The organism is Actinomadura roseirufa, assembly GCF_900659635.1.
GTDB lineage: Bacteria > Actinomycetota > Actinomycetes > Streptosporangiales > Streptosporangiaceae > Spirillospora > Spirillospora roseirufa.
Map to the genome: position 1 here is coordinate 1 of NZ_CAACVB010000174.1, position 16,544 is coordinate 16,544.

The window sequence follows — 16,544 nt, forward strand, 5'->3', positions numbered from 1 at the left end:
GCGCGGCGGCGGAACTCGGGCGGGTGTGGCGAGGGCATGACGGACATCCTTCCTGATGATCACAGGTGACCTCAGGTCAGGTGTCCGTGCCATGGGGGGAAGCTCAGGGTGGGTGCGGGATCGGGTGGGTGCAGGATCTGGTGGGTGCAGGATCTGGTGGGTGCGGTGCAGATAATTAATGTATGAATCAAGTCGGTGTGTCCGTGGACGGTGCCCCCGCGGCCGAGCCGGCGCCGGTGTCCGCCGGTGGAGGGGTGGTGCGGACGGGGCCCGGGGCTAGGGTGATCGGCATGGGCGACGACCGCGAGGACCTGGACTTCTGGTCGTTCGTCGACCTCGCCGGGCGGCGCCTCGCCGACGAGTTCGGCTTCCCGCACCGGCTCGCGACCCGGCTGCTGCTGACGCTCAACCGGGCGTCCGCGATCGTCACCTACGACCTGGAGTCGACGGTGCACCGGCCGCGCGGGCACTCCTGGGCGGCGTTCCGGCTGCTGTTCGTCACCTGGCTCGCCGGGCCGCTGGAGCCCGGCCGCGCCGCCGCGCTGGCCGGGATGAGCCGGGCGGCGGTGTCCAATCTCGCCAAGACGCTGGTCGCGGACGGGATGATGGTGCGCACGCCGGGCGAGCGCGACGGCCGCTCGGTCATCCTGTCGCTCACCGACGAGGGCCGGGGCGCCATGTTGGAGATCTTCGCCGGGCAGAACGAGCGCGAGCGGCAGTGGGCGAGCGTGCTGACCGAGACCGAGCAGAACATCCTGATCATGCTGCTGGACAAGCTCATCGCCGGACGCGACCAGTTCGATGCCCGTGAACGATCCTGACGCCCGTTGAACTGTGCTGACGTCCGTGGGCTGAGCTGTCGGCCGTGGACGATGCTGTCGGCTGTGGGCTGAGTTGACGTTCGTTGGCTGTGCTGACGTCCGTGACCTGGGCTGACGTGCGTGGGCTGAGCTGCTGGCCGTGGACTGTGCTGATGGCCGTGGACGTAGTTGATGTTTGTGGACGGAGTGTTGGTCGGGTGACGCTTGTGGGTTCAGTTGACGTGCGCTGACGGGGTGACGCCACTGGCGGGGGGACGTGGTCGGTGTGCGCTGGTCGCGCTGATGTTCCTGGCGGGATCTCGTGTGGGGCCTGACGGGGTTGCCCGGTTCTTGGAGGGGTTCCCAGGAGTGGTGAAAGGGTCGTAGTGTCGCCACAAAGTAGTTAATGCATTAATCATCTGCGGGAGGCGAGGGACATGGCCCACTACCGCCGGGCCGGCGACGTGCCGCCGAAGCGTCACACCCAGCACCGGGACGGCGCCGATCGGCTCTACTACGAGGAGCTGATGGGCGAGGAGGGCTTCTCCTCGGACTCGTCGCTGCTCTACCACCGCGAGATCCCCTCCGCGATCGTCGACTCCCAGGTCTGGGAGACGCCGGACGCGGCGACCACGCCCAACCACCCGCTCAAGCCCCGCCACCTCAAGCTGCACGAGCTGTTCCCGAAGGACACGTGGGCGGACACCGACGCGGTCACGGGGCGGCGGCTCGTCCTCGGCAACGCCGACGTCCGGCTGTCCTACGTCGCGGCGGCGGCCGACTCTCCGCTGTACCGCAACGCGACCGGCGACGAGATCGTCTACGTCGAGTCCGGTACCGCGACCGTCGAGACGGTCTTCGGGGCGCTGGAGGCGAAGGAGGGCGACTACGTCGTCATCCCCACGTCCACGACCCACCGCTGGCTGCCGACCGGCGACCAGCCGTTGCGCGCCTACGCCATCGAGGCGACCGGGCACATCGCGCCGCCCAAGCGGTACCTGTCGCGCTATGGCCAGTTCTTGGAGAACGCCCCGTACTGCGAGCGCGACCTGCACGGCCCGGACGAGCCCCTTCAGGCGGAGGGCACCGACGTGGAGGTCCTGGTCAAGCACCGTGGCCCCGGCGGCATCACCGGTACGAAGCTCACCTACGCGCGGCATCCGTTCGACGTGGTCGGCTGGGACGGCTGCCTGTACCCGTTCACGTTCAGCGTCCACGACTTCGAGCCGATCACGGGCCGCGTCCACCAGCCGCCGCCGGTACACCAGGTGTTCGAGGGGCACAACTTCGTCGTGTGCAACTTCGTCCCGCGCAAGGTGGACTACCACCCGCTGTCGATCCCGGTGCCGTACTACCACTCCAATGTCGACTCCGACGAGGTCATGTTCTACTGCGGCGGGAATTACGAGGCCCGTAAGGGGTCCGGCATCGGCCAGGGGTCGGTCTCCGTCCACCCCGGCGGGCTCGCCCACGGACCACAGCCCGGGGCGTACGAGCGCAGCATTGGCGCCGAGTTCTTCGACGAGCTCGCCGTCATGGTGGACACGTTCCGTCCGCTGGAGCTCGGCGAGGGCGGCGTGGCCGCCGAGGACCCCGGATACGCCTGGACGTGGGCGGGCCGGAGGCTCGGGTGAGCGCGTCGCAGGAGAACGGGACACGCGGGGACGGTGTTCAAGGGAAGGGCCCGCGTGGGGCCACGGCGGCGTCGGCGTTCGCCATCGGACTGTGCGATGACGCCGCCGTGTTCCCGCCGGGGCTCGCGCCGCTCGCAGAGGCCGTCCCGGCGCACCGCCGGCATCGCGGTGCCGCCTACGCGCCGTTCGTCGGACCGCTCGTGCTGCCCGTTTCGGCCCTCGACGAGCTCACGCCGCTGCTGGACGACGCGGACGGTCCCCTCGACCTGTCGGTGACGGCGCCCGGCGGGCCCGAGCAGGCCGGAGCCGCGCTCGCCGTCACGCCGGGACTGGCGGTCGACCTGCGCGGGGTGGAGGTCGCCGTCCCCGCCCGAACGGCCCCCCGCGACTTCTTCCGTGCGCTCGGCGCGGCCCGCGCGGACCGTGAGGACGTGCCGATCTACGTCGAGGTGCCCCGGGACGAGCGCCGCCCCGAGGTGATCGCCGGGCTCGCCGCCGTGGGGCTGCGCGCGAAGTTCCGCACCGGCGGCGTCACCGCGGAGCTGTACCCGGGCCCGGACGAGCTCGCCGCGGCGATCATCGCCGCGGTGGCGGCGGACGTGCCGTTCAAGGCCACCGCGGGCCTGCACCACCCCGTCCGCAACACCGACCCGGAGACCGGCTTCGACCAGCACGGGTTCCTCAACCTGCTGCTCGCGACCGACGCCGCGCTGGCGGGCCGGCCGGTCGCCGACCTCGCCGCCGTGCTGGCCGAGCGGGACGCCGCGGCGGTCGCCGCCGGGGTCGCCGGGCTGCCCGGCGACCGGGTCGCCGCGGCCCGCGCCCGCTTCCTGTCCTTCGGCACGTGCAGCATCACCGATCCCCTGACCGAACTCGCGGACCTCGGGCTGCTCCCGGCCGCGATCATCGAGGAATCCCGATGACCCAGATCACGATCCCGGCGGACTCGCCGTTCGGGCTCGCCAACCTCCCGTACGGCGTGTTCTCCACTCCGGGCACGGCGCCTCGCGTCGGCGTCCGCGTGGCCGACACGGTCGTGGACCTGGCCGCCGCGCTCGGCGACGACGTCTTCGCGCGACCGTCCCTGAACGCCTTCATGGCGCAGGGCCGCGAACGCTGGGTGGAGGTGCGCGAACGGCTCCTCGACCTGGTCACCGGCGACGTGCCGGGCACCGCCGTCCACCCTGTCGGCACCGTGACCATGCATCTGCCGTTCGAGGTCGCCGACTACGTCGATTTCTATGCTTCCGAGCACCACGCGTCCAACCTCGGCCGGCTGTTCCGCCCGGACTCCGAGCCGCTCATGCCGAACTGGAAGCACCTGCCCGTCGGCTACCACGGCCGTGCCGGGACGGTCGTCGCGTCCGGCACGGACATCGTGCGGCCGAGCGGCCAGCGCAAGGCGCCGGACGAGGCCGCGCCGTCCCACGGGCCGTCCCGCCGGCTGGACATCGAAGCCGAGGTCGGGTTCGTCGTCGGCACCGGGTCCGCGCTCGGCGGCACGGTCGGGACGGACGAGTTCGACCGGCACGTCTTCGGCGCCGTCCTGGTCAACGACTGGTCGGCGCGCGACATCCAGGCGTGGGAGTACGTCCCGCTCGGTCCGTTCCTCGGCAAGAGCTTCGCCACGTCCATCTCCCCGTGGGTCGTGCCGCTCCTCGCCCTGGAGGCGGCCCGAGTCGCCACACCGCCGCAGGACCCCGAGCCGCTGCCGTACCTGCGCGAGAAGAACCCGTGGGGTCTCGACCTCGACCTGGTCGTCGAGTGGAACGGCCAGGTCGTCTCGCGCCCGCCGTACCGGGAGATGTACTGGTCGCCCGCGCAGATGCTCGCGCACATGACGGTGAACGGCGCGTCCGCGCGCACCGGCGACCTGTTCGCCTCCGGGACGGTCTCCGGGCCCGCCAAGGACCAGCGCGGCGCGTTCATCGAGCTGACCTGGGGCGGCCGGGAGCCCGTCGAGGTGAACGGCGAGCCGCGCACCTTCCTGGAGGACGGCGACGAGGTCGTCATCTCCGCGACCGCCCCCGGCGCGGCCGGTACCCGGATCGGCTTCGGCGAGGTCCGCGGCCGCGTCCTCCCCGCCGTTTCCTGACCCTGCCTGCTGGTTCCTGACCCTGCCCGGCGTGCCGTTCTCCCTTGTTCCGGGAGGACGGCACGCGTTCGGGCATCGCTTCGTCCCATCGCCGGATCATCGCCCTGTCCCCTGGGCGCGGCTGGACGTCGTGGGCATGGTCTAGATATCGAGGCGTTCCTCCCTGTGGGGTTGGGGCCCTGCTGTGGGCGGGCCGCCGAGGGGCTCGGCTTCTCACCGTCGCGGGTGAGTCGTCGGGCGCGGACGCTGGAGCGCCGTGTGAGCCGCGCCCTGTTCGTGCACACGAGCCGCTGCATGGAGTGAGCGCCGTCCTATTGAGCGCTCTGCTTTGTGACTGTGCTGCGCGACCCCCTATGTGACTCGCGGACCGGGGTGCCCGGCCTTGTGGTTGTCCCCGGCTGGCCGGTGCCGGTCTGCGATGTGTCATCCAAAAGTGCGGCTTGCCCGGTGAGGCGGGCATGAGACGGGGTGACCGGTAAGTTCTAGGGCATTCGGCCGGGCTCGGGCAGGGCACGGGCAGGGTGACGGGGGAGGCCGGCGGTTGCGGTCTGGTGTGCTGTTTCGCGTCGTGGTGGGCGGGGTCGCGCTCGTCCTGGGCCTCAGCGGGTGCAAGAAGGCGGTGGTGGCGGATCCCCCGGCGGGACGGTCCGCCGGGCCACTGGCGGGGGAGAAGCCGCCGGACTGGCACCGATGGGGACTGGACGCGATGACGCCCGCACCGGCGCCGCCCGCCCGCAAGCCGCTCGCCCTCGGCGGGAAGGGACCGGTGAAGGTCTTCTCCAACGTCCCGACGAAGGACCGGGTCGTGTTCGTCACGATCGACGACGGACAGGAGAAGGACCCGCGGTTCGTGCAGATGCTGACCGACCTGCGGGTTCCGGTGTCGATGTTCCTCACGGACGCGAACATCCGCGACCACTACGACTACTTCAAGCCGCTCCAGGCGCTAGGGAACCACGTCCAGAACCACACGCTGACCCATCCGGTGATGCGGAACCTCGGTGTGGAGGGGCAGCGCCGGGAGATCTGTGGCGATCAGAGGATCCTGACCCAGCGGTATGGGACGGCACCAAAGCTCTTCCGACCGCCGTTCGGGATGTGGAACTCGCTGACGCAGGAGGCGGCGCGCGAGTGCGGACTCCAGGGGATCGTGCTGTGGCGCGCGTCCATGCAGATCCACGACATGCAGTACGACGACCCGAACAAGAAGCTGCATCCGGGCGATGTGCTGCTCGCCCATTTCCGGGGGCCGAAGCAGCTCAAGGGCGAGTCGATGACGAAGATGTTCGCCGCGATGCTCAAACGGATCCACCGGCAGGGCTTCAGCGTCGGCCGCCTAGAGGACTACATCAGCTTCCGCTGACCCCTGTGACAATGGGCAGCGCTGTTCTGGGGACTGCCGTTCAAGTGCCGTTGTTCTCGATGAGGACCCGGACGCTGTCGACCTTCGCGTCGACCGCGTCGGGAATGACCATGCCCGCGGTCACGCCGCTGCGGAGGTATTCCAGGACGGGCGCGGTGATCCGCTCTCCGGGCAGGACGGTGGGGATCCCGGGCGGATAGGGCGTCAGCATCTCGGCGCAGACACGCCCGACAGCCCAGTCGGCCGGGACCTGCTCGGCGGGGCCGAAGAACGCGTCGCGCGGCAGGACGGCGAGTTCGAGCCGGATGTCCTCCGGGTCGGGGACGGAGACCTCCGGCGCGTCCCGGAGGTCGTCGATGTGGTCGCGCAGGTCGCTCAATGCGGCGAGGAGGCGGGCCGCGGTCTCCTTGTCGTCGGCGAACGTCAGCTGCGCGCTGATCCGCCGATGGTCGGCAAGGTGCAGGTTGACGCGGTGGTGACGCCGCAGCCAGTCCGCCGCCCGGTAGCCGGTCGTGCCGAGTCCGGCGATGTCGATGACGACCGGCAGCGGGTCGAGGTCGTGCGCGCGGCCGGGTCCGGTGAACTCCGCCGGGCCCTGGACGTCGAAGCCGGGAATGTCGGCGATCTCCGTTCGGACGCTCGCCGCGAGGTCCAGCGCGTCCTGCAGCAGGGCACGGCCGTGCTCGACCATCTGCCGCCGCCACCCGTCCAGCCCGGCGTAGATCAGCACGGACGGACTGGTCGTGCCGAGCAGGTCCTCGCGGCTCTTGAGGACGGCGGGATCGACCAGGGTGCCCTGCTGGTGGAACACCGATCCCTGTTCCAGGCCGGCGCCCATCTTGTGGACACTGGTCACGCAGACATCCGCGCCCGCGTCCATCGCCCACGAGGGCAGGTCCGGGTGGAAGGGCAGGTGGGCGCCCCACGCCTCGTCCACGATCAGCGGCCTGCCTCGGCGATGGCACTCGGCGGCGATGCCGGCCAGGTCCGCGCACGTCCCGTACGGGGTGGGGCTCGTCACCAGGGCGCCGCGGGCGTCGGGATGCTCGTCCAGCCGCGCGGTGAACGACGCGGCGGACGGCGGGTGCGCCACGTGCCGTTCGGCGTCCCACTCCGGCTCCACCTAGATCGGCCGGACGCCGGACAGGATGAGCCCCGACACCACGGCCTTGTGCGCGTCCCGCCCGACCAGCAGCTTTTCACCTGGACCGGCTACGGCGAGCATAGCGCTCTTCACTGACAGCGAACTGCCGCAGGTCGAGAAGAAGGTGTGCTCGGCGTGCACCGCGTCCGCCATGAGGTCCTGGGCCTGCTCCAGAACCTCGGCGCTCGACTCGCGGTCGTCCAGGCCGGAGAAGGCGAGGACGTCGGAGGCGAACACCGCGTCCCCGAGTACTTCCCGGACTCGTGGGTCGGCGCCGCGGCCCTGCTTGTGTCCGGGCGGGGTGAACGGCAGCTGGCCCTCGCGGTGGTAGGCGGCGAGGGCGGTGAGAACGGGGGCGGCAGAGTGATCCATGGCCCACGCCTTCCCCGCCGCAGGACGGAGTAACGGGCCGTGAATGCGAGCCCGGACACCGGGTAGGGCGGCCGTGAGCGGACAACAGGAGCTTACGGATGAACGATCGCATACCGGCCGATGCTGAGCTGGCCTGGGAGGACTTCCACCGGCTCGTGAACATGACGTCCGACGAACTACGCGTCTGGCTTCTCACGGACGCGTCCGGAGAAGAGGCGTTCCCATCCGAACCCGGACCGGGCGTCGCCGAACTCGGCGCCCGAGTAGTGGACCTGCTGCGTAAGCGGAAGGTCGATCTGACCGGGCGAGACGCCGAGGTGATGCGCCAGGTCGTGGACTATGTCGAGGACCACTTGGAGGATCCTCCACAGGACGGGGCTCAGGACTCGGCCTGGCGGCACGACCTGATGCGCGTGGGCCACGACCCCCTGCGCCCACAACCGTCCACAGCTTGAGTGAGCAGGGCTTGAGTGAGCACAGCTTGAGTGAGCAGGGCTTGAGCGGGCGTGTGCGAGTGCAGACGCAGCCTGAGGGAGCGAGATCGCGCAAGGAGGCGAGGACATGCCCAACCCGCAGCAACCTGAACTGCGCAGGTCAGGGCGAACCGCCGTGACCGACGAGCCACCGGCGCCCGAGGCCACCGACCCCAAGGGGACGAGGGGCAAGGGACACGCGCACGGCACGGACAAGGGGAAGAAGGGCGGCGGCAAGGGCGGCGGAACCCCGCCCGGCCAGCGCTCCCCGTACCCGAGCTGAGCGGCCGGAGTCGCCCTGCCTGAACCGACCTCCCGGCGACACTGACCTCCCGGAGACACTGACCTGCCGGAGGCGGCGGACTCGCCGGGACGTTGAAGCTGCCGGGGTCTCTGAGCTGGCGATGCTGAGCTGACCAGGACGTCGCCGCCCACCCGCCGGGCGGCGCGCTGGCCAGCGATGACGCCGGTCGGCAACGTGAGGAAGAAACTCCGGCGCTCTCCCAGGTGATCGACCGACCCGAGAAGACGGCCAGTGATCGATCGCCTGCAAGGTTTCTTCGGCTTCACCAAGATGCCGTTCGGCCGGGACCTGGCGCCGGGCATGACACACCGTCCACGGTGAGGCCCCCGTCCGGCACATCCCGATCTATATCGGCAACCCCGACGTCGGCGTCCGTGGCATCCACACCGCGATCGTCACCGCGCTGGGCGGCGGCCGCAAACCGCACAAGGCCACCCTCATCGCCCCCACTGAAGACGCCACGTTCATCCACACCGCCAGCCGCGGCTGTCTCCGCGCCGTCAACAACTTGGTGATCCAGATCCTGCTGGTCCTTCATCTCCGACAGGACCATCGTTGGTGAAGCCGCCGCCCGCTCAGCCGTCAACGAGGTCGTCGCAACCGAATGATCAGATAGTTTCCCTCCAGTTGTGACCAGATGAGCTGGTGGAACACGGAAGGTGATCGCCTATGGGTGCCAAGACGGCCGTCCTCATCTACACCGACGGTCACCCCGCCGATCTACTGCGCGACGCGCCCGAGCCCGACCCGGCGGCCACCACAGCGCTGATCACTCGGACGAACCCCGGCTGGGACGGGACCACCACCTCCCCCGGCAACCTGGACGACTACATCTATCCCGATCAAGGGATGGCCTACGCAGGGAGCTTTCCCGGCATCGATGTGCTGTGCGACCAGCAGGTGATGGTGGACCGCCCGTCCGAGCTTCCCGCCCATCTCCTGCACGCCGGCGCCCACCGGGGCCGGGTGATCCTGCACGCCATGCACAGCGTCACCGACTGGTTCGCCTATGCGATCTGGGAGAACGGAAACCTGCTGCGATCACTCAGCCTGTCGCCCGACACCGGGGTCATTGAGAACATCGGAACGCCTCTGGAGTTCGAACAGCCGTACTGGGCGGGCGAACACCCCGTCCCCCGCACTCCCGGCTCGCCGGACGAGACACCTTACGCGCTGCCCTTCCACCCCTTGGAACTCGGTGGCGAAGCAGCGCTGCGCGACCTGCTGGGCTTCATCGTCGAAGGCCGCCGCCGAGACACCGACATCGACGCCGAAGCCGTCCGCCTACTCGGATTCCCGGTCCCCGTCGCCAACCCGATCACTCAAGCCGACGTCCAGGAGTTCAGGCGCACACACACCTTCACGCGCTACACCTACGGCCCCGACGGCAACCTGGCGCCCATCGAGGAATGAGTGCCACGACTTGGTGAACGCCAAGCCGCCAACCTGCAGACCAAGACCCTGGCGAACACTTGCTGCCCGGGGTCTCGTCGCATCGGCCCGTCCTCACGCTGAACGATGCGCTCAATCCTCAAGGCCGGTGTCCGAGAACGCCCGGGATGCGTGACGGTTGAGCGACTCAGAGTGAGGGAACGTCGCTTAGCGTGATCAAGTAGCGCTTGCGCAGCAGGCAGGCGCATCACAGCGCTACAGCAGCAGCGCATCCATAGCAGCGTTCACGGCAGGGGGACCTCACATGATCCGGACGATCGTCGGCGGGGTGGCCGCCGGCAGCCTCGCCCTCACCGCTCTCATCGGCCTTCCGGCCGCTTCCGCGTCGGCCGTCACAGGCGAGGACGACGTCCGGGACACTCCGACGTACACCTGCGACCTCGTCAGTTCCAGCCAGCTGAGCCAGGGCATTCTCAACTGCCAGGCGTCCAACGGGGCGGTCAAGACCGGCGGGTTCACCGGCGATGCGATTCTGCGTGACCGGAGGTGGGGCGTCCACGTCCTGTGTCATGGCGGGGGCATGGCCCACACGCCCAACGACGTCCAGGCCAACGAATGCGACGCGGGGCAGGGCTGATCGACCGCTAAGGGATCTCCGTCTGCGGGGAGTATCCGTCGTCCTCGCCGCCGGGGGTCTCCGCCTCGGCGTTCGGCGGATCCGTCGGCCCGGGGGTGTGCTCGTCGGCGAAGTCGGGATCCTCCTCTTGCGGGGCCCCGGCTCTCGCGCGCCGGTCGGCGAACGATTCGCCCGTGTCCCCGGTCCGGTCGTCCTTCTCGCCCTTCGCGTTCTCATGGTTTGGCATGTCTGCTCCTCCCTGCGTCCTTGGGACCCGTTGCTGCGGGTGGTGTGCCGGTACCCCGAGCAAGGGCTTCAACCCTTGCTTCAGGGCGTGCCCGGCCCGCGGTACGCGCTGGGGCCCGCCATTGCCTGGCCCGTGAAGTCGTGACGCCGCCCCGGGTGGGGGAGAAGTGGGCCCTGTTCGTTCTGGAACACCTCGTCCTGGCGGAGGTGCTCGCCTGACCTGGAGCGAATCCGTCGGATAGGGACCTTTGTTCAGGGGCCGCAGCCGGATCTTCCGGGAAAGCGCGTGGGTAGGCTGGCGGCCATGCTGTACGGGCGGGACTCGGAGAGAGCCGCGATCGAGGGGCTTCTCGGCAGGGCCCGGGACGGCCGGAGCGGTGTTCTCGTCCTGCGCGGCGAGGCGGGCATCGGCAAGACCGCGCTCTTGGAGCACGCCGCGTCCGCCGCTGACGGCATGCGCGTCCTGCGGGGCACGGGCGTCGAGTACGAGAGCGGGATGCCCTACGCGGGCCTTCACCTGCTGCTCCGCCGCCACCTGGACAAGATCGACGACCTTCCCGCCGCCCAGGCCCGTGCCCTCCGCGCCGCCCTGAACCTGCCCGCTCCCTCAGATGAGCAGCCGTCCAGTCGGCAGCCGTCTGGCGGGGAGCTCTCCGGTGGGCGGTCGTCTGATGAGCGTTTGCCCGGTGGGCAGCCATCCGGTTGGCAGGCGTCTGGTGGGCAGCCGTCTGATGGGCAACCGTCTGGTGGGCGGCTGTCTCATGAGTACTCGCCTGGTGGGCGGCTAGCTGGTGAGAGCGGCGGGTGGGGCCGTGTCGCGGATGGGGGGGACCGGTTCCTGGTCGGGCTGGCCGTGCTGACGCTGCTGGCCGATCTCGCGGAGGATCGGCCCCTGCTCTGCCTGGTGGACGACGCGCACTGGCTGGACGGCGCGTCCGCCGAAGCGTTGCTGTTCGCCGCGCGGCGGCTGGAGGCGGAGCCCATTGCGATGCTGTTCGCGGCCCGGGACGCCGACGCCCCCGAGTTCCCCGCGCCGGGGTTCCCGGAGTTGCGGCTGCGCGGCCTCGACCGGGACGCCGCGCGGGACCTCCTCGCGCGCCGCGCGCTGCCGCCGCACGTGGAGCACGAGATCCTCGCCGAGGCGATGGGCAACCCGCTGGCGCTGCTGGAACTGGACGGCATGCGCGCCGGCCGGGCGGCCGACCGGTCGTCGGCCTACGAGAGGATCCGGCGGGGGTTCGCCGAGCGGCTCGCGGCGCTGCCGGAGCCGACGCAGGCGCTGGTCCTGCTGGTCGTGTCCGACGACCTCGGCGACGTCGGGGTGGTGATGGAGGCGGCGGCGAAGCTCGGCGCGTCCATGGCCGACCTGGAGCCCGCCGAGCGCCATGGCCTGCTGCGCGCGGGCGCGGACGGGCGGCTGGAGGTGCGGCATCCGCTGATCCGCACGGCGGTGTACGAGGCGGCGCCGCTGAGCCGCCGCATCGCGGCGCACCGCGCCGTCGCCGGGGTCTACCTGGAGCGCGGGGACGCCTGCCACCACGCCTGGCATCTGGCGCGGTCCGTGACGGGCCCGGACGAGGCGGTCGCGGCCGTCCTGGAGGCGACCGCCGAGCGCGAGCACGGCGGGAACGCGGCCGTCGCCGCGATGTACGAGGCCGCGGCCGAGCTGAGCACCGATCCGGCGCGGCGCGGCCGGCGGCTGGCGGTCGCCGCGTGCGCCTCCGCCGACGCCGGGCTGGGCGAGCGGGCGGTCGGGCTGGCCCTGCGCGCGGAGGCCGACCTGGACGACCCGTTGGCCCGCGCCGACCTGACGCTCATCCGCGCCTCGCTCGCCGACGACCAGGACCGTACGAAGGAGGCGTACCGGATGTTCGCCGACACGGCGGCGTCCGTCGCCGCGCTGGATCCGCGCACGTCCGGGTATCTGTTCTTCCAGGCCGCGTCCGCCGCCGCCAACGCCGGAGACTTCGCCGCCCTGGACCGGCTGGCGGCGCGCGGCACCGAGCTCGGCCTGCCCAACGCCTCCCACCTGCGGGCCCTGGGCAGGGTGTTCGCGGGGCAGGACCCGCTCGCCGGGGCGGACGGCGCGGACGGCGTGGCGGCGCTGCGCGAGCTGATGGACGCCATGACGGACTGTTCCGGCCCGCGCGACCGCGTCCGCGCCGGGATGTGGCAGCTCATGCTCGGGGACGTGGCCGCCGCGGCGGAGACGGCCGCCGCGCTGGAGACGCTGCTCCGGGCGCGGGGCGCGATCGGCCTGCTCGCGCACGCGCTGATGCTCCGGTCCCGCACGCACCTGTTCCTCGGCAGGCCCCGGGAGGCGCGGACCAGCGCGGCGGAGGGGCTGCGGATCGCCGCGGACACCGGGCAGCACCGCATCCGCGTGTACCTCTCGACGGTTCTGGCGCTGCTCGCCGCGATGGAGGGCGACGAGGCCGGCTGCGCCGAGCTGACCGAGGAGGCCATCGCGCGCGCCGTCCCGCCGAGCAGCGCGCACGCGGCGGCGGCGCGCGGCCTGCTCGACCTCGGCCTCGGCCGGCACGAGAGCGCCTTCGAACGTCTGTCGGACGTGGTGGCGGGCCCGAACGGGCAGGGCGCCATCGGCCATCTTCCCGACCTGGTCGAGGCAGCGGTCCGGGCCGGACGGCCGGAGCGCGCGCGGGACGCCGCCTCCTGGTACGGGGGCTGGGCCGCGCAGGTGGGTTTTCCGGACATGGAAGCGATCGCCCTACGCTGCGCCGCGTTGCTCGAACCCGACGCGGACGCGACGTTCGCGCGGGCCGTCGAGCTGCACCGCCGGGGCGTGATGCCGTTCGAGCGGGCCCGCACCGAGCTGCTCTACGGGGAATGGCTCCGCCGGGCTCGGCGCCGGAACGACGCCCGCGCCCTGCTGCACTCCGCGCTGGAGGCGTTCGAGCGGCTCGGCGCCGTCCCGTGGGCCGACCGCGCCCGCGCCGAACTGCGCGCCGCCGGTGAAAGCGTCGCCACGGGGAAGGACCGGGCTTCAGGGACGACGCGACCTTCTGGGAACGGGACGAAGCGAACGGGCGGCGACCCCGTTGGGGATCTCACCCCGCAGGAGCTTCAGGTCGTCCGGCTGGCCGCCAGGGGACTGAGCAACCGGGAGATCGGCGCCCACCTCTTCCTGAGCCCCCGCACCGTCGGCTACCACCTGTACAAGGCGTATCCGAAGCTGGGCGTCGCCTCCCGGGGCGAACTCCCTCATCTGAACCTGGGCTGATTCCGTGGCCGCCTCGCCGCCGCCGTTGCCGGTCGTCCGAGCAACGTGAGCCGGGCCGCGCCCCCGGGAGGCGCGTCGGGCACGCCCCCCGGGTGCGCTTCGTCAAAGCCTGCGGCAGCCGAGTTCACGCCCGCTCGGGTGTGCCGTCGCGTGTGTCCCGGTCGGGTGCGCTGCCGTACGCGTCCCCTGCCGAATGGCTGCGTGTGGGACGCCGCCTGAGGGGTGTCGTCGGCGGCTCGCCGTGAGGGCTCTTCTTCGGCGGGTGAGCGTCCGGAGTGCTTCCGCCATGCGCAGAGCGGTGGGCTGTCTGGGGCAGCCAGGTGGGCGCTGAGCGGACACCCTCTGGTGTGCGTCGTCAGGTGCGCATGGAGCCCGCGATCTGCCGGGTCGTCACGTTGATGCGGTTCCAGGCGTTGATCGCGGCGATGCACATGACGAGCGCGGTGAGGGACTCCTCGTCGAAGTTGTCGGCGGCCTCGTCCCAGACGTCGTCGGGGACGCCGCCGGGGTCGTCGGCGAGGCGGGTCGCCGCCTCGGCGAGGGCGAGGGCGGCGCGCTCCTCATCGGTGAAATAGGGGGACTCGCGCCAGGTCGCGACCGTCCAGAGGCGCTCGTCGGTCTCGCCCGCCTTCTTGGCGTCGTGCGCGTGCATGTCCGTACAGAAGCCGCAGCCGTTGATCTGGCTGACGCGCAGGCGAACGAGTTCGAGGAGGTGGTTCGGGACGGGGCTGTGACGCAGGTAGCCCTCCAGATTCAGCAGGGCCTTGTAGGCGTCGGGGGCGATGGTGGAGAGGTTGGTCATCCGTGCCTGCATGGGACGTGCCTTTCTGGGAGGCGATGATAAACGAGATAGGGAATGTCCAGATTTCGGGACCGAGCTGGGGACGAGTGGGTGGGGGGTTGGTTAGGGGCTGGGCGGGTCAGTTGCGGGCGTACCAGGCGCGGACCTCGTCGCCGAGGCCGGGGTTGGCGCGCTCGGCGTCGTCCCGGACGTCGGCGAGGGTCTGCTCGGACAGGGCCTTGCGCCAGGCGAGTTCGGCCCTGCGCATGGCGGTGGCGACCGAGCACGGCGGGGTGGGGGACGAGACGGGCGTCCCGGCGCCGATGCCGCGCCGCCGGATCTCGGTGCACTGGAAGGCGTCCTCGGAGCCCTCGATCGCGGCGACGAGGTCCATCATCGTGATCCGCTCCAGTGGGCGCGCGAGCCGGAAGCCGCCTCGCGCGCCCGGCGTCGAGGTGGCGATGCCTGCCTTGACCAGGGCCTGGAGCTGCTTGTTCAGGTACGGCGGAGGAAGCTCGAAACCGGCCGCGAGCCGTGTCGTGGACACGGGCCGGTCACCGGCCATCCAGTCGAGCAGGAGGCAGCAGTGCGCCGCCCACTCGACTCCCTCGCTCATCCGCACGATCGGGATACTAGGTTATCTAGACACGGCGTGTCCAGATTGGCGAGCCGGTTCAGCCAGGTCGGGCTCACCGAGCTGGCCTGACCGAGCCGGCCTGGCCGAGTCGAACTGACTGAGCCGAACTGACCGAGCCGGCCTAGCCGAGTTGGGCGGCTTGTTCCTCCATGGTCGAGACGAGCCGGGACGCGTCGTCGGCCTTCAGTTCGATTCCGAAGTCCTCCGCCAGTGTCTCGGGGACCTGCTTGGGGGCTAGCGCGCTCTCCTCGGTCGTGCCGTCCGGGCGGACGATCTTGAAGGTCGGCCCGTCCAGCACGAGCAGGGAGTCCACCGAGAAGCGCTGGGCGTAGGGGCGGGTGGTGAACGGTGATCGCGGGCTGTTCGAGACGAAGTGGTTCACCGGCTCGAAGTCGATGGGGAACGCCTCGTTGAGCGTGAAGGTGTGGCGCAGGACCCAGCCGTCCGGGCCGCGCTGGTGCAGCTCGAAGCCCCTGGTGGGGGGCTGCCAGGCGGTGGCGTCGCGGCCGGGGCGCAGGTCGAAGCCCCAGCCGTCCTGCTCCAGGGGGCCGGTGCCGGGGATCGCCAGGGGCTCCAGCGGGCCGGAGCCGAAGCCGACGTCGCACAGCACCGCGGGGTCGCCGGGCGCGGGACGCACGTGCAGCAGCGCGTGGGTGGCGGGACGGAGCCGGTCGGCGCCGATCATGACACGGCCGAGGATCCCGGTGACCTCGAACCCGATCTCGGCCAGGACCGCGGCGAACAGCCGGGTGTGCTCGAAGCAGTAGCCGCCGCGGCGGGAGCCGACCAGCTTGGCCTGCAGGTCCTCGACGCCGAGCGTGATCGGCCGGCCGAGGATGATCTCCAGGTTCTCGAACGGGATGGAGGTGACGTGGCCGCGATGCAGGGCGCGGAGCGTCTCGATCGTCGGCTCCGGCGTCCCGGCGTACCCGATCCGGTCCAGGTAGGCGGGCAGATCGAGCCGGTCGCTCCGCCAGCCGTAGCCGGGGTCGTCGCTCATGGGGTTCCTCCAGTGGTGGTGCGGCTGGTGGTACGGCTGGTGGTGCGGCCGCGTGCGAACTCGGCCGTGAACGTGGCGGTGCCGAGGGCGGTCCTGATCCTTCCGGCGGCGCGCTCGACGTCGCCGCGCTCGGCCGCGGGCAGCGGCGCACCGGCGGCCGAGCGGAGCGCGTCGGCGGTGCCGAGCAGCCGCGCGGCGGGCGCGTGCTCGCCGGCGAGGGAGCGGGCCCCGGCCAGTCCCTCCAGCGCGAGCGCCACGGCCCGCGGGTCGCCGGTGGCGCGGGCGGCCACGAGTCCCTCGGTGTGCAGGGCGAGGGCCGCCGCGGCGTCGCCGCGCTCCTCGGCGACGTAGCCGAGCTGGGCCTGCGCGAACGCGATCCCTGGCGTCCCGCCGATGCCGCGCAGCCAGCCGAGCGGCCCGCGCAGGTGCCGCTCGGCGGCGTCCAG

16 protein-coding genes and 2 pseudogenes are annotated in these 16,544 nt (G+C 71.4%); 11 read left to right on the forward strand and 7 right to left on the reverse strand.

Features of this window, described 5'->3' with window-relative positions; all coding sequences use genetic code 11:
- Positions 1 to 290: 290 nt before the first annotated feature.
- From E1291_RS28785 to E1291_RS28805, 6 genes are all read left to right on the forward strand, one after another.
- Positions 291 to 821, forward strand: coding sequence for a MarR family winged helix-turn-helix transcriptional regulator (locus E1291_RS28785; RefSeq protein ID WP_131741219.1), 531 nt, complete (start codon positions 291 to 293; stop codon positions 819 to 821).
- Positions 822 to 1,237: 416 nt separating this feature from the next.
- Entirely contained in the window at positions 1,238 to 2,434 is a 1,197-nt protein-coding gene (locus E1291_RS28790; protein WP_131741220.1) for a homogentisate 1,2-dioxygenase, read from the forward strand.
- Positions 2,431 to 3,357 carry a hypothetical protein gene (locus E1291_RS28795; RefSeq protein WP_306434487.1) on the forward strand — a complete coding sequence of 309 codons (927 nt, stop codon included), beginning with the start codon at positions 2,431 to 2,433 and terminating at the stop codon, positions 3,355 to 3,357. Before E1291_RS28790 ends, E1291_RS28795 begins: the two co-directional genes overlap by 4 nt.
- Positions 3,348 to 4,529, forward strand: a complete 1,182-nt coding sequence (gene fahA / locus E1291_RS28800) for a fumarylacetoacetase (protein WP_242614433.1) — start codon at positions 3,348 to 3,350, stop codon at positions 4,527 to 4,529. Before E1291_RS28795 ends, fahA begins: the two co-directional genes overlap by 10 nt.
- Before the next feature lie 165 nt (positions 4,530 to 4,694).
- A complete protein-coding gene (locus E1291_RS45440) occupies positions 4,695 to 4,832 on the forward strand; it encodes a helix-turn-helix domain-containing protein (RefSeq protein WP_503108245.1) in 138 nt (45 codons plus the stop codon).
- A gap of 238 nt (positions 4,833 to 5,070) precedes the next feature.
- A complete protein-coding gene (locus E1291_RS28805; protein ID WP_242614432.1) occupies positions 5,071 to 5,892 on the forward strand; it encodes a polysaccharide deacetylase family protein in 822 nt (273 codons plus the stop codon).
- Positions 5,893 to 5,932: 40 nt separating this feature from the next.
- Here the strand turns inward: E1291_RS28805 and E1291_RS44750 are convergent, their stop codons facing one another.
- Together E1291_RS44750 and E1291_RS44230 are read right to left on the reverse strand one after the other, a co-directional pair.
- The gene (locus E1291_RS44750; protein WP_278045291.1) at positions 5,933 to 6,271 is read right to left on the reverse strand and encodes an Orn/Lys/Arg family decarboxylase; all 339 of its coding nucleotides are present in this window, start codon (positions 6,269 to 6,271) and stop codon (positions 5,933 to 5,935) included.
- 228 nt (positions 6,272 to 6,499) lie between these two features.
- Positions 6,500 to 7,408 (reverse strand): annotated as a pseudogene (locus E1291_RS44230) (aminotransferase class I/II-fold pyridoxal phosphate-dependent enzyme); the annotation flags it as partial.
- A 98-nt stretch (positions 7,409 to 7,506) separates the two neighbouring features.
- Between E1291_RS44230 and E1291_RS28815 the strand changes: the two are divergent.
- From E1291_RS28815 to E1291_RS28830, 4 genes are all read left to right on the forward strand, one after another.
- Entirely contained in the window at positions 7,507 to 7,863 is a 357-nt protein-coding gene (locus tag E1291_RS28815; RefSeq protein ID WP_131741222.1) for a DUF3140 domain-containing protein, read from the forward strand.
- A gap of 106 nt (positions 7,864 to 7,969) precedes the next feature.
- Positions 7,970 to 8,164, forward strand: a complete 195-nt coding sequence (locus E1291_RS28820) for a hypothetical protein (protein ID WP_131741223.1) — start codon at positions 7,970 to 7,972, stop codon at positions 8,162 to 8,164.
- A 690-nt stretch (positions 8,165 to 8,854) separates the two neighbouring features.
- The gene (locus E1291_RS28825; protein ID WP_207400994.1) at positions 8,855 to 9,598 is read left to right on the forward strand and encodes a DUF6928 family protein; all 744 of its coding nucleotides are present in this window, start codon (positions 8,855 to 8,857) and stop codon (positions 9,596 to 9,598) included.
- 283 nt (positions 9,599 to 9,881) lie between these two features.
- Positions 9,882 to 10,214, forward strand: coding sequence for a hypothetical protein (locus E1291_RS28830; protein ID WP_131741224.1), 333 nt, complete (start codon positions 9,882 to 9,884; stop codon positions 10,212 to 10,214).
- A gap of 7 nt (positions 10,215 to 10,221) precedes the next feature.
- Here the strand turns inward: E1291_RS28830 and E1291_RS28835 are convergent, their stop codons facing one another.
- Positions 10,222 to 10,440, reverse strand: coding sequence for a hypothetical protein (locus tag E1291_RS28835; protein ID WP_131741225.1), 219 nt, complete (start codon positions 10,438 to 10,440; stop codon positions 10,222 to 10,224).
- A gap of 303 nt (positions 10,441 to 10,743) precedes the next feature.
- Here E1291_RS28835 and E1291_RS28840 point away from each other — a divergent pair, with 303 nt between their 5' ends.
- Positions 10,744 to 13,680, forward strand: a complete 2,937-nt coding sequence (locus tag E1291_RS28840; protein ID WP_131741226.1) for a helix-turn-helix transcriptional regulator — start codon at positions 10,744 to 10,746, stop codon at positions 13,678 to 13,680.
- Between the two features lie 355 nt (positions 13,681 to 14,035).
- Here E1291_RS28840 and E1291_RS28845 read toward each other — a convergent pair whose 3' ends face one another.
- The 4 genes and pseudogenes from E1291_RS28845 to E1291_RS43395 form a co-directional block, all read right to left on the reverse strand.
- A complete protein-coding gene (locus E1291_RS28845; protein ID WP_131741227.1) occupies positions 14,036 to 14,494 on the reverse strand; it encodes a carboxymuconolactone decarboxylase family protein in 459 nt (152 codons plus the stop codon).
- A gap of 106 nt (positions 14,495 to 14,600) precedes the next feature.
- Positions 14,601 to 15,077 carry an RrF2 family transcriptional regulator gene (locus tag E1291_RS28850; RefSeq protein ID WP_207400995.1) on the reverse strand — a complete coding sequence of 159 codons (477 nt, stop codon included), beginning with the start codon at positions 15,075 to 15,077 and terminating at the stop codon, positions 14,601 to 14,603.
- Positions 15,078 to 15,219: 142 nt separating this feature from the next.
- Positions 15,220 to 16,098, reverse strand: coding sequence for an arylamine N-acetyltransferase family protein (locus tag E1291_RS28855; RefSeq protein ID WP_131741229.1), 879 nt, complete (start codon positions 16,096 to 16,098; stop codon positions 15,220 to 15,222).
- Positions 16,095 to 16,544, reverse strand: a pseudogene (locus tag E1291_RS43395) (transcriptional regulator); the annotation flags it as partial. The gene E1291_RS28855 and the pseudogene E1291_RS43395, both read right to left, overlap by 4 nt.